The organism is Pedobacter nototheniae (assembly GCF_032678625.1).
In the GTDB taxonomy this organism is placed as follows: domain Bacteria; phylum Bacteroidota; class Bacteroidia; order Sphingobacteriales; family Sphingobacteriaceae; genus Pedobacter; species Pedobacter nototheniae_A.
On record NZ_JAVTSO010000001.1, the window covers coordinates 551,682 to 563,782 of the forward strand.

Below are 12,101 nucleotides of genomic sequence, written 5' to 3' on the forward strand. Positions count from 1 at the left end.
CCCGATTAAAAATCGTGATAGATATTTCTGAATGTACTTCTCAATCCAATGGTAATTAAACCTGTATTATTAACGCCTAAGGTATTGCTTTCTCTTCTGTAAGTACCGGCAACCTCAATACGCAAATTGTATTTAGGATTTAGCAAATAAGCCACCTGACCTTTAGCATAATACAAATCAGTAGTAATTCCTTGTCCGATATGGCTACCATACTGCACAGAACGGGTATCGTAACTTTTAAATATATCACCACCGTAGTTCATGCCATCAGGATCAAGTCCATACCTCGAATATAGGGCCTCTCCCTGAAAATCAAAACGTTTATAACTATAATTTAACATCCCTAAAAACTCCCTAAAATTAGCACCACGAGGGTGAGCTAAAGACTGATTGTAATTGGCATAATTAGAAATCCGGTCGAAATGCGCATAAGTATAGGGGCGGGCAGTATTAAACTCTGCTAAATAATTTAAACCCGGAACGGCAAAAAGATCCGATCCCCGAACACCAAACTGTACGGCATACTTATTTGCCCAGTAGCCATTGCCTGCAAAAAATTCTTTCGCGGTAAATTCGTCAAACATGAACTGGCCATATAAAGTGGTTTTCTTTAAGAGCTCATATTTAAGGTTTAACCCTAAACGCATCTTATCCGGAGAAGTTGTATTTGTACTTTCCACAGGACGCAAAAACATGAAAGGGTGGATATAATTAAAGTCAAAACCTCTTTTACCTTCAACTTCGGCATCGGCCCAGGTAACGGCCTGAAAAAAGCCAACGGAAAAACGATTCGTTGCATTCCAGTCTACATAATGTGCAGCCATCCATTTACCACGATCGCCCAAACGCCTGTCTGAAGCCAATTTAGGCGCTCCAGGATCTAACATATAAGCAAATATAGTTTGATATTGTACACTTCCTAAAGTTGCCCTAACTCTGAAAAATGAGTAATTTGACGAAACATCAGAAAGCAACATGGAACGGTATCCATCACCAATAAAATTCTTATCGTAACCTAAAGCAAAATTTAAATACTTGCTTGGCGTATAAGAAAGCAATGCTGTAACGTATGACCAATCTTGTTTATCGGCACCCAACTTACCATAACCCTGTCCTGGCACAACCTGATTTTGAACAATAAAGTTATTTACATAATTGGCAAACTTGCCCTGGTTTTCAAATCCATTTAAATAAAATGAAAATTGCTTACCCACATTACCTCCAACTTGAAAGCCACGGGTATTTAGCCAGGTTGTTCTGTTATTGCTAACATCTCTTCCTATTTGGAAATCAGGAAGGAAATCAGCGTAAATATTATAATCTTCATTTTTAAATTCCAACAAATGCTCCTGAAACAATTTTCTATGCACCCAGCTTCTCTTATTTAAGCTATCTGTACCGGCATTCATTAAAGAATCATACTGTTGGCTTAACTTGCTGTCATCAGAATAAAATCCTTTAATTGATGAGTGAAATTTAGATTGCTGATTATAGATTGAGGGATTCAGCTTTTGATAAAACTGATAATCATAAGGAATAATCCTGTTTGGGGTTGGTTCCTGCGCCTTTGATGTTAAAACAAAAAAGGCCATAAAGGCCATGTAAAGATATTTTCTCATTAATATTAATCGTTTATCAGTTTATCTAATTCTTCAAAAATAGAATTTTTACTCTTAAATTCCGGCACCAGCTTTTTCATATTCATTACAACCTGCCTGTCGTTACCAGAGCGTGCAGATAAAATCAATTCATAGATCTGGTTCTCTACGTCTTCGAAAATATATTCCCTAACTTTTCCAATCATGATCTTTTCATGATGCGTAGTCATTGTATTTTCATTGTCGTTAAGCAGTTCTTCATAAAGCTTTTCTCCTGGCCTTAAACCAGAATACTCAATTTTAACATCTACATTAGGCTCTAAACCCGCTAATCGAATCATCTTTTTAGCCAACTCGACTATTTTTACAGATTTACCCATGTCAAACACGAAGATTTCCCCACCTTTCCCCATGCAACCAGCTTCAAGCACTAACCTGCAAGCCTCAGGGATGGTCATAAAATAACGTGTTATTTCAGGGTGTGTAACAGTAACTGGACCGCCTTTTTCAATTTGTTGCCTAAACCTTGGAATTACAGAACCATTTGATCCCAGTACATTACCGAAACGGGTGGTAATAAACTTAGTAATTGGCTTAACATTCAGGTCGTTAATGTAACTTAATCCATTGCTAAAGATAAAGCCATCAGTGCTTAAAGAGTTATTTAAAGACTGAACATAAATTTCAGCAATCCTTTTTGAAGCTCCCATAATGTTGGTTGGATTTACAGCCTTATCTGTAGAAATCATTACAAATTTTTGGACGCCATATTTTACAGCTTTATCGGCTATGGTTTTAGTACCCAAAACATTCGCCTTTATGGCTTCAGCTGGGTTATCTTCCATTAAAGGTACATGTTTATACGCCGCAGCATGATAAACGTAATGTGGCTTATAAGTACTAAATAATTTGTCCATTCGCTGTTCATCACGAACATCTCCAACAAAGGCGTGAAAATTTTTATTTCGGTTATTTTCTTCCAGTTCCAGGTAAAGTTCATGCAGAGCTGTTTCACTTTGGTCGCATAAAATAATTAAGCCAACATCAAATTTAGTTAACTGGCGAACGATTTCACTACCTATTGAACCCGCAGCACCAGTAATCAGGATTCGCTTATTATTTAGCATTTCACCAATTCCATCAATATCTATTTTAATAGATTTACGATTCAATAAATCTTCGATATTTAATTTTTGAATTTGTGCTGGTTGTAATTTCCCATTGGTCCATACATCCGGTGGCGGGATATTCAAAATCTTAATATCATTTTCCAGGCATAAATCTACAATCTGGTCTTTGCGCTCATCAGGGATGGTGTAAGAGGCAAAGATAATTTCATCCAGCTGGTGTTGCTGAATTAAATATTCAAGATTTTTGGCGTCTAATATTTTAACACCATCAATGGTTTTACCTACTTTACGTTCATCATCATCCACAAAAGCCATGATATTTTTATTAACCCGGGCATCATGGTCAAATGTGCGTTTTGTAGCCAAGCCGGCTTCACCAGCTCCATAAATAATAACTTTTCTTTTATCCAGCTTCAGGTTCTTTACATACATAAAGAAATACTTAATCATCACCCGATAGGTAATCAGAAGCAAAAAACTCGTTAAGCCGTTGGTAATTAATATTGTATTAGAAATTAACGGGCCGTTAAAAAAGCTGATAAAAATAAGATTAAGCACAAAGAAATTACCATTGGCAACCAATACCGCAAATAAAATCCTGAAAGAATCCTGTGCACTCGTATACCGTATTATTCCGGTAAAAGTTTTAATGTGAAAAAATACCCCAATGTTAATTACAGCCAAAATGAGTAAATTCCTGGCTACCTCAGGAATCTCCACAGCCGTCATATCCAAGTTATGCTTTAAACTATAAGCAAAAACCAAAGAGAATGTACAAATCCATAAGTCTATTACGAAAATGATCCAGCGGGGTACAATATTAATTTGAGTAAACAAAATACTATAGGCTATTTTTATAATAAAGGTAAGTATAAAATTACTTCAAAAGTAAATATATACTTTGCCAATTTCATATACTAAACAACTATCCTGCCAGTTTTAATATTTAAATAAGTTTTTAATTGTTTTGATTACCCTATTAAGATCATCTTCGGTTAAATTTGATCCTGAAGGCAAGCATAATCCTTTATTAAATAGCATCTCTGAAGTCCCATCTCCGTAAAAAGGTGACTCAGCGAAAATAGGTTGTAAGTGCATTGGTTTCCACAATGGCCTCGACTCAATATTTTCTACTTCTAAAGCCAAACGAATTGTTTCTCTTGTAATACCATCTTTAGGCTCAAAAAGAATGCTAGATAACCACCGATTTGAAAAATATCCTTTAAGTTCCTCAGTAAAAGATAATTCTTTAATTCCACTTAGTTCACTTTTATAATATTTAAAATTATTTCTTCTATTTTGAATATGCCTATCAAGTACCTCCATTTGCCCTCTGCCAATGCCCGCAACTATATTACTCATACGATAATTGTAGCCAATATGACTATGCTGGTAGTGTGGAGCATCATCTCTAGCTTGTGTTGCAAGAAAAATTGCCTTATCTTTTTTGTCATTTTGTAATGAAACAAGTGCGCCACCACCTGAAGTAGTAATGATTTTATTCCCATTAAAAGAAAGACATGCCATTTCTCCAAATGTTCCACATTTTTGGTTATGGATTGAAGAGCCTAATGCTTCTGCAGCATCTTCCAAAACTGGTATTTCGTATTTAGCCGCAATTAGTAAAATTTCATCCATTTTTGCGGGCATTCCATACAGGTGTACAGGAATAATAGCCTTTGGTTTTTTCCCTTTTGCTATCCTATCTATTATCGCTTCTTCCAAAAACTTTGGAGACATATTCCAAGTATCTAATTCAGAATCAACAAATACTGGTGTCGCTCCAAGATATGCTATTGGATTTGCAGAAGCAGAAAATGTCATACTTTGACAAATAACCTCATCACCTGGAGCCACCCCTAAAAGAATCAAAGCAAGATGCAGAGCTGCAGTACCTGAACTTAACGCTGCAACATAAACATCAGGATTTAGATAATTTGATAAATCATTTTCAAAATTAGTAACATTTGGTCCTAATGGGGCAACCCAGTTTGTATCAAATGCCTCCTGTACATATATTTGTTCCGTTCCTCCCATATGAGGAGAGGAAAGCCATATTTTTTTAGTCATTTTTATTTATTAAATGATAATTATAAATCTATGTTTTTATAATAGAAATTTTTTCCTTAAACCTGTAAAATACAGTTTCATTATCCTTCACATTCTTATCAAGAACCATCCCTGCTTGTATAAGGTTATAATCCCCAACTGTAACCCCTGGAATAATAGTACTTCGAATTCCGAAAAAATTGTTATTACCTACTTTTACATTACCCGCCAAGCCGGCCGTAGATAGAAAATTATAATTGCCTATTTCACAATCATGACTTATAAAGCTATACGAAGTAACCAAATTAAAATTCCCTATTTTACAATTAGGACCAATAACAGTATTAGGATAGATGATATTTCCAATGCCTAATTTGGCCGATTTTGCAATAACAACCGATGGATGTATAATATTAGGAAAATTTAAGCTTGTAATATTTAATTTATCTATAATTTTATTCTTCCCATTTGGATCCGCAAAACCAAAAATATACGCGACCTCTGAAGAAAAATTATGTTCCGAAATTGTGCCCATATATGGTGCATCAAAACCATATTTTTCGGATTTCAGTATAAAATCGTCTTGATTATCATTTAGAAAACCGAAAATTGTCTGTTTTTCGGCAGGGTTCTGTTTTTCAATATCTTCTAAATAAGAAATCACTTCAGATGCAACGGCACCACTACCTATAAATATAATTTTTTTCATTAATTTCTTTCTTATTTATAAATATACGCTTCTCCGTGTCCTGGATAAATGGTTAAATTTCTCAATAGTTCTTTGTATTTGTTTATACAATCTAAATATTGCTCCTTAGACCCTGTAGGTAAATTAGTTACAATTCTAGATCCTTGTAAAAGAAAATCTCCTGAAAAAAAGACATCATTGAGTTTAATACTGATTGACGAATCCGTGTGTCCCGGTGTTTTGTAAATTTCAAAATCTAAATCAATATAATTAAATTTACCCTCTTCCACAAGAATGTCCGATTCTTTAACCATCAAATTGATTTGATTATGAAAAATAGCCAGGTTCTTTTTAGGATTAGATAATCTTTCCGACGTTTTAGCAGATGAAATAACTAAAATAGTTGGATTCTTTTCTCTTAGGTAATTAACGCCCAAAATATGGTCAAAATGTTCATGCGTAAGCATAATAAATACGGGTCGCAGACTATATTTTTCTAAATAATCAACAATTCTTTCATCGTTTTCGGTGCCTGGATCGATAATAATCGCTTGGTTATTCTGTGGATTGGAGACAATATAGGTTACAGAATCTATGGGTACATTTTCAAATTTATGTACTGTAAACATTATCCTGTAATATTAATGCTCCTACCGCCATCAACTGTTAATTGCTGTCCTGTAATCCATCTCGATTGATCAGTTAGGAGAAAGCTAACTGCTTCAGTAATATCACTGGGTAAACCTATGCCCAAAGGATATTGGGCAGACATCCTATTACTCACTTCTTCGTTTTCAAAAATAGATTTAGTCATTTCAGTAATAACTGCTCCGGGCAATACTGAATTTATTCTCACTTTAGGAGCCAACTCCACAGCTAAGCTACGCATCAACCCATCCAAAGCAGCCTTAGAAGAGCCATAAGTACTCATTGCTTTTGCCCCCCTATTACTAATATTACTTGAAATTAAAACTACGTTATTTAAAGCTGAGTTGTTAGTTCTTTTGTTAATCAAAAGTTTTATTATACTATTTGCCGAAAAAACATTTGTCTTAAAGGTTTCTAATATCAAATCCTGGCTCACTAATTTAAGGGGAACCATTTTCATAAATCCCGCGCAGTGCACAAATTTCTCAATAGTAATCTGATTCTCAGAAATAAAATTAATAATATTTTTTTCTAATCTTTCAGAATCTGATAAGTCTAAAGGTAAAACATAAACAAAATTTTCTGAAGAACATTTAGCCTTCAGAGTTTCTAACTTCTCAATATTTCTGCCACTTAGGACTATATTGTACTTGTGAGATAAATTTATTGCTAATTCTTCTCCAATTCCAGAGGTTGCCCCAGTTAAAAAAAGTGTTTCCTTCATAAATTTTAATTATTGAGCGGTGAACCCTCCATCTATTGATAAAATACTACCTGTAACCCACTTGCTCATATCAGACAATAAATAAGCAACGCCATATGCGATATCTTCAGCTTCACCTAAACCCAAAGGGTGCAATTGATTTAATCTAACATTATAATCATTATCAAATGCGCCCGAAACATCTTCTAACATTTGTGTTCTGATGAATCCAGGTGCTATACAATTTACACGGATACGTTTAGGTGCCAGCTCAATCGCTAATGATTTAGTAATCCCATGTAAAGCAGATTTGGACATAGCATAAGCTACATTTGCAGCAGAGCCAACTAATCCATAAACTGATGAAATAAAAACCATCGAAGGATTTCCCACATTATAATTTTTATGCTTTGTAAAAACTTTAGCTAATTCTAAAGCAGCAATAGTATTTACTTTCAATACCTTATCAACAGTATTTATATTTAATGTCTTCAGAGGGGATATATAAGGTATTCCTGCAATATGAATTATTCCATCTAATGCTCCAAAAGTTTTTATCTTTTCTTGCACCAATCTCGTGATCTCGTGAATTTCAGATAAATCAATTACTAAATAATCACATTTATCATTGCAAAATTGTAATGTCTCTTTTAAGGGACCCTCATTAATATCTAACAAAAGAAGCTTTGCATTTATCGATGATAAATACAAAGCTGTAGCTTTTCCTATTCCAGAAGCAGCACCTGTAATTAGGATTGCCTTTTCTGAAAAGTCTAAGAAGTTATTATGCATTCTGTTTATTTAAAATCAGATTATGTAAGCCACCAATCGTTTTGGCTTCGATAATTTCTCCATTAGTTATTGATACCTGATACTCATCATCAACCAACGCAATTATTGACAGGGTTGTTAATGAATCCCATGCTTCAAATGAAGTCAACTCATCGGAAGGCTTTACACTATCTACTTCCATTATCTCTGCCAATTGTTCTAAGAATTCTTCCATATTATAATATTTTAGTCTTTTTTTTATTAATTAGTATATATTACTTTGCAAAAGTCCAAGTTCCCTAATTTCATAATAATAGTTCCCCATGTTAAACCAACTCCAAAACCAGAAAAACATACTTTCATTTCAGTTTGTTCTAATTGTTCTCCGAGATTATATGCAGTTACGATAGGAATAGTTACACCACTGGAATTGCCAAAGTTTTCTACGACATTTGATGGTAATTTAGCTCTGCTCACCCCTATTTTATCCGCTAATTTTTGTAGCATAAAACGATTGGGTTGATGAAATAAGAAAAAATCTATTGATTCTATACTATCATCTGATGACTCTATAATGTTCTTGATTTGTTCAGGCACTTTTGTTTGCACAAAATTGAAAACGTTATCACCTTGCATTACTAAATGATTTTTACTTCGTCTATTCCCAAATACATCCTCGTACAATACTGCTGTTTCTCCTGTCATAGGCATTCTGGCGCCTCCAGCGGGTACATTCAATGCCATAGCTCCGGTTCCATTCATTTTAATCTCGCCCACAATGGAGGTTTCATCATTTGTTTTTTCCAAAATTGTGATAGCAGCAGCATCACCAATTAAGGGGTTGCTATTTCTATCGAATTTTGAAACCTTGGGGCTTAACACATCTGCATTACATAAGACAACTTTATTGATCTCAGGGTTATCCAACAAAGTAAAACTTTGTTGTAATCCAATAATAAACCCAGCACAACCCTGGTTAATATCCAAGCAATACACTCGTTCGTCAAGTTCATATTTACCATGTAACAAATTGCTGGTAGGTGGCATGATATATTCTGGGCTTTGACTCACAAATATGAGAGCATCTATTGAGTTTTTATTCAACAAATTATTCTCGAATAAATAATCTAATCCCTTTACAACCAAATCAAAACTTGTTGTGTGCTCGCTGGAAACTACCCTTTTAGACTTAAATCCCATTGCAGTCTTTAACTTCAAGGATTTTGCTTCTGAGAAACTATAATTATGCATTTCATCTTCAAACATGACTACATTTGAGGGTAAAATGCTAAGCATTCCAGAAATCTTTTTATTTGAAAAATTAATTTTCATTACTGAGCACCATTGTTCTTAATTAGCACCTCTATAGAATCGATAGATTCAAAGTTTTCAGGTAAAATCTCTGCTCCATCAATTGAAATACCAAAAGCTTCATCTAATTCAGTAACTAAAGTTATTACATCAAAAGAATCTAACATCCCATTTGAAATAAATTCTGTTTCTGTACTGAAATCAAATTCGGGACGAATTCCATTTAATATATCAATAATTTGGCTCTTCATACTTTTTATCTTTATTAATTAAAATTAGGTTGTGCATATCTTCTTCCACAAACCCAAAATATTTATATCTTTTTATAGCGTTATGGTTACTTTCTATTACCCAAAAAAGCTCTCTCCTTATATCATCTCCAATGTTGAAAAAAAGTTGTATTAACTTAGATCCAATTTTTTTCTCACGATAATCAGGATGTACAAACCAATACCTCAAATGGCTGGTGATACCATGAGTTTCAAAAACTACAAACCCCTGAATTTCACCATTATCTGAAAAATAATATGCGCATTCATTAGAGATGAAAAGATCTATTTCTACATTGGTAGGTATTCTTTCTACAAATTTATTAAAATATCTGTTATAAAGATTTTGAATCTCCTCTTTCTTATCCCTTGTAAGTAAATGAATATTCTCAAAATTAACCTCAACTTTTTTAGTTCTTATTTTACTCATTCTCATCATCGATGAATATTCATAAAATCCATTCGCTAAGAAAGCATTTTTTATATTTTCTAAATATTTTGAACTACCTACTGCTTCTACTGAAATTTCTCCTTTAACATTTTTATAAACATACTCAAAAATTAGACCAAGCTCATATATATCCTGTACAATAAAATATAATCGCGAAAAGTCATTATCATCTGTTATTAAAAAACAGGACTTTTCACTTTTAAAGGCTTTAATCTTATTCTCTCCAAGAAGTTGATCAAATTGTTTTTCAGACATAAAGAAATTTGTTTTCATTTCTTTATTTTTTAGTCTGAATAGTTCATTTTTTATTTCAGAAAAAGTAAAATTCTGAATTGGCTTCATAAATTATAAATTGGCTTTCTGGTTCAAATAAGCTCGATCTATTTTTCCATTAGGATTACGAGGCATTTCATCGTATCTGATATATACTGTTGGAATCATATATTTTGGCAAAGATTGCACTAATTCCTTTCTAAAAACAGCTGATTCAATTTCCTCATCTCTCTCGTAATATAATACAATGTCTTTTTTTGCTTTATGATAAACACAACAAGCATTTTTAACAATTTTCAGACTGTTAACTACAATATGTTCTATTTCTCCCAATTCGATACGGTAGCCTTGATGTTTTATTAAAGTATCTTTTCTTCCTTTAAAAATGATCTCATTGTGTTCATTCAAGGCAACTACATCACCGGTCCTATAGATGATTTCCGGATAGTGAGTATTTAGCGGATTTTGAACAAAAGCGGATTTTGTTTTATCAGGATTGTTATAATAACCTAATGCTAATGAACTTCCTCTAACACAAAGTTCTCCTTCCTCGCCTTTAGCAGCCAACTTATTTTCATCTGTAATAATTAGGACATCTGTATTTTTATACGGAATACCGATTGGAAGAGGTTCATCATCATTAAACTCTCTGTCTACAATAAAATAAGTACAATCTAAAGTAATTTCAATCGGGCCATATAAATTTGCGAATTTAGTTAAATCCATATTTTTCTTCCAATAGTTAAATTGCTTAGTAGGAAATACTTCTCCTGCGAACCAAACCAATTTTAAAGTATCTAGGTGTACCTTAGTTAGCAGATCCATATTAGCAATATTTACCATTATGGTTGGAACCCAAAATATAAAACTTACACTTGTACGTTGCATTTCCTCAAGAATCTTTATTGGGAAAGCTGCTAAATTTTCGGGCAGAACAACGATGCAACTACCTTTTGCCATTAACATACAAAGTTCAAAACTAAATATGTCAAAGATGACAGGGGATAAAGAGCCTATGACTTCAGTCTCAGAAAAGTTAAAAATTTCGTCCGAAACTTCTATAAAATCAACAAAACTTCTATGGTTAAGTGCTACACTTTTCGGAGTACCTGTAGATCCTGAAGTATTTATAACACAGGACATATCAGTATCAATAGACTTATTTGATAACCTTTCCAGCAAAACCTCAGCATTGAAAGCTACATCAAAGTCTAATTGATCTATTACTATTATTTTCTCGATCGAAAAGATATTCTCAAGATTTTTAACTAAGTCAGATGTAGTGACTATAAAATCTGGCAGCACCAAATCTAAAATATTAGCAATTCTTTGTATAGGACTTTTAACATCTAAATTAAGATACGCATTCCCACTCCACATAATTCCCAAATCTGAAACAATGCAATTAATAGATTTGGGGAGATAAACCGCAATTGGTTTGTTTATAATTTCAGATTTATCAAGTATAAATCTGGATAGAATAGCGGTTCTTTTGTATAATTCCTTAAAATTAATCTGCTTATTATTTTCTATTACAGCAGTGTTATTTCCTTTAATTTTAACTGTTTCTACAAAATATTCAATTAAATTTTTTTTCATAATTGTTAATTATTTCCATTAAAGCCTTCCATAGTTGCTTGCCCTTCCTGGGAAATTCCTTCACTTTTAAATACCTTTTTTATTGTTAAAAAGAATATTTTAATATCCAAAGTAAAGGATAAATGATCAACATACCAAACGTCTAATTCAAACTTCTTTATCCAAGAAATAGTATTTCGACCATTTACCTGAGCCCAGCCCGTAATCCCAGGGCGAACCATATGCCGACGTTTCTGCATTTCACTATATAATGGCAAATATTGCGGCAAAAGGGGCCGCGGCCCTATAATTGCCATATCTCCTTTTAAAACATTAATCAATTGAGGCAACTCATCTAAAGATGTTTTACGAACAAAAGCACCCATAGGGGTCAGGCGATTTGCATCTGACAGCAAATTACCATCCCTATCTTTTTTATCGTTCATCGTTTTGAATTTGATGATTTTAAAAATACGCTCATGCAATCCCGGACGGGCTTGAAAAAAGAATGGTTTTCTTTCGTTGGCAAAGTATAAGCCAATTGTTACTACTATAAAAATTGGTGACAGGACAATAAGTCCAATTAACGCTATAAAAAAATCAATTAAACGTTTGAATAAATTTTTGTACAT

At 33.4% G+C, this 12,101-nt stretch carries 13 protein-coding genes; all 13 read right to left on the reverse strand.

Translation table 11 applies throughout. The annotated features are described in order from the left end of the window. Nucleotides 1-5: 5 nt before the first annotated feature. A complete protein-coding gene (locus tag R2Q77_RS02455) occupies nucleotides 6-1,619 on the reverse strand; it encodes a gliding motility protein RemB (protein ID WP_316802120.1) in 1,614 nt (537 codons plus the stop codon). A gap of 5 nt (nucleotides 1,620-1,624) precedes the next feature. After that, the gene (locus R2Q77_RS02460) at nucleotides 1,625-3,565 is read right to left on the reverse strand and encodes a nucleoside-diphosphate sugar epimerase/dehydratase (RefSeq protein WP_316802121.1); all 1,941 of its coding nucleotides are present in this window, start codon (nucleotides 3,563-3,565) and stop codon (nucleotides 1,625-1,627) included. 102 nt (nucleotides 3,566-3,667) lie between these two features. Continuing rightward, nucleotides 3,668-4,798 (reverse strand): DegT/DnrJ/EryC1/StrS family aminotransferase, encoded by a 1,131-nt coding sequence (locus R2Q77_RS02465; RefSeq protein ID WP_316802122.1) that lies wholly within the window; start codon nucleotides 4,796-4,798, stop codon nucleotides 3,668-3,670. A 28-nt stretch (nucleotides 4,799-4,826) separates the two neighbouring features. After that, complete coding sequence (locus tag R2Q77_RS02470) at nucleotides 4,827-5,486, reverse strand: acetyltransferase (protein WP_316802123.1); 660 nt, start codon at nucleotides 5,484-5,486, stop codon at nucleotides 4,827-4,829. Nucleotides 5,487-5,497: 11 nt separating this feature from the next. After that, the gene (locus R2Q77_RS02475) at nucleotides 5,498-6,094 is read right to left on the reverse strand and encodes an MBL fold metallo-hydrolase (protein WP_316802124.1); all 597 of its coding nucleotides are present in this window, start codon (nucleotides 6,092-6,094) and stop codon (nucleotides 5,498-5,500) included. Next, entirely contained in the window at nucleotides 6,094-6,837 is a 744-nt protein-coding gene (locus R2Q77_RS02480; protein WP_316802125.1) for an SDR family oxidoreductase, read from the reverse strand. Before R2Q77_RS02480 ends, R2Q77_RS02475 begins: the two co-directional genes overlap by 1 nt. 9 nt (nucleotides 6,838-6,846) lie before the next feature. Beyond that, nucleotides 6,847-7,608 carry an SDR family oxidoreductase gene (locus R2Q77_RS02485; protein WP_316802126.1) on the reverse strand — a complete coding sequence of 254 codons (762 nt, stop codon included), beginning with the start codon at nucleotides 7,606-7,608 and terminating at the stop codon, nucleotides 6,847-6,849. After that, nucleotides 7,601-7,822: an acyl carrier protein gene (locus tag R2Q77_RS02490; protein WP_316802127.1), complete on the reverse strand. Its 222-nt coding sequence runs from the start codon at nucleotides 7,820-7,822 to the stop codon at nucleotides 7,601-7,603. The genes R2Q77_RS02485 and R2Q77_RS02490 overlap by 8 nt, the downstream gene beginning before the upstream one ends. A gap of 26 nt (nucleotides 7,823-7,848) precedes the next feature. Next, on the reverse strand, nucleotides 7,849-8,919 hold the full coding sequence (locus R2Q77_RS02495; protein ID WP_316802128.1) for a 3-oxoacyl-ACP synthase III family protein: 1,071 nt from the start codon (nucleotides 8,917-8,919) through the stop codon (nucleotides 7,849-7,851). Further along, entirely contained in the window at nucleotides 8,919-9,149 is a 231-nt protein-coding gene (locus R2Q77_RS02500) for an acyl carrier protein (protein ID WP_316802129.1), read from the reverse strand. The genes R2Q77_RS02495 and R2Q77_RS02500 overlap by 1 nt, the downstream gene beginning before the upstream one ends. Beyond that, on the reverse strand, nucleotides 9,130-9,960 hold the full coding sequence (locus R2Q77_RS02505) for a GNAT family N-acetyltransferase (RefSeq protein ID WP_316802130.1): 831 nt from the start codon (nucleotides 9,958-9,960) through the stop codon (nucleotides 9,130-9,132). The genes R2Q77_RS02500 and R2Q77_RS02505 overlap by 20 nt, the downstream gene beginning before the upstream one ends. 3 nt (nucleotides 9,961-9,963) lie before the next feature. Continuing rightward, complete coding sequence (locus tag R2Q77_RS02510; RefSeq protein WP_316802131.1) at nucleotides 9,964-11,490, reverse strand: amino acid adenylation domain-containing protein; 1,527 nt, start codon at nucleotides 11,488-11,490, stop codon at nucleotides 9,964-9,966. A gap of 5 nt (nucleotides 11,491-11,495) precedes the next feature. Beyond that, nucleotides 11,496-12,101 carry a sugar transferase gene (locus R2Q77_RS02515; RefSeq protein WP_316802132.1) on the reverse strand — a complete coding sequence of 202 codons (606 nt, stop codon included), beginning with the start codon at nucleotides 12,099-12,101 and terminating at the stop codon, nucleotides 11,496-11,498.

Bases quoted from the DNA above. Each gene is read 5' to 3' on its own strand.
- R2Q77_RS02465 (WP_316802122.1), bottom strand. From the start codon at position 4,798: ATGACTAAAAAAATATGGCTTTCCTCTCCTCATATGGGAGGAACGGAA.
- R2Q77_RS02475 (WP_316802124.1), bottom strand. From the start codon at position 6,094: ATGTTTACAGTACATAAATTTGAAAATGTACCCATAGATTCTGTAACC.
- R2Q77_RS02495 (WP_316802128.1), bottom strand. From the start codon at position 8,919: ATGAAAATTAATTTTTCAAATAAAAAGATTTCTGGAATGCTTAGCATT.
- R2Q77_RS02485 (WP_316802126.1), bottom strand. From the start codon at position 7,608: ATGCATAATAACTTCTTAGACTTTTCAGAAAAGGCAATCCTAATTACA.
- R2Q77_RS02480 (WP_316802125.1), bottom strand. From the start codon at position 6,837: ATGAAGGAAACACTTTTTTTAACTGGGGCAACCTCTGGAATTGGAGAA.
- R2Q77_RS02505 (WP_316802130.1), bottom strand. From the start codon at position 9,960: ATGAAGCCAATTCAGAATTTTACTTTTTCTGAAATAAAAAATGAACTA.
- R2Q77_RS02490 (WP_316802127.1), bottom strand. From the start codon at position 7,822: ATGGAAGAATTCTTAGAACAATTGGCAGAGATAATGGAAGTAGATAGT.
- R2Q77_RS02455 (WP_316802120.1), bottom strand. From the start codon at position 1,619: ATGAGAAAATATCTTTACATGGCCTTTATGGCCTTTTTTGTTTTAACA.
- R2Q77_RS02500 (WP_316802129.1), bottom strand. From the start codon at position 9,149: ATGAAGAGCCAAATTATTGATATATTAAATGGAATTCGTCCCGAATTT.
- R2Q77_RS02515 (WP_316802132.1), bottom strand. From the start codon at position 12,101: ATGTACAAAAATTTATTCAAACGTTTAATTGATTTTTTTATAGCGTTA.
- R2Q77_RS02470 (WP_316802123.1), bottom strand. From the start codon at position 5,486: ATGAAAAAAATTATATTTATAGGTAGTGGTGCCGTTGCATCTGAAGTG.
- R2Q77_RS02510 (WP_316802131.1), bottom strand. From the start codon at position 11,490: ATGAAAAAAAATTTAATTGAATATTTTGTAGAAACAGTTAAAATTAAA.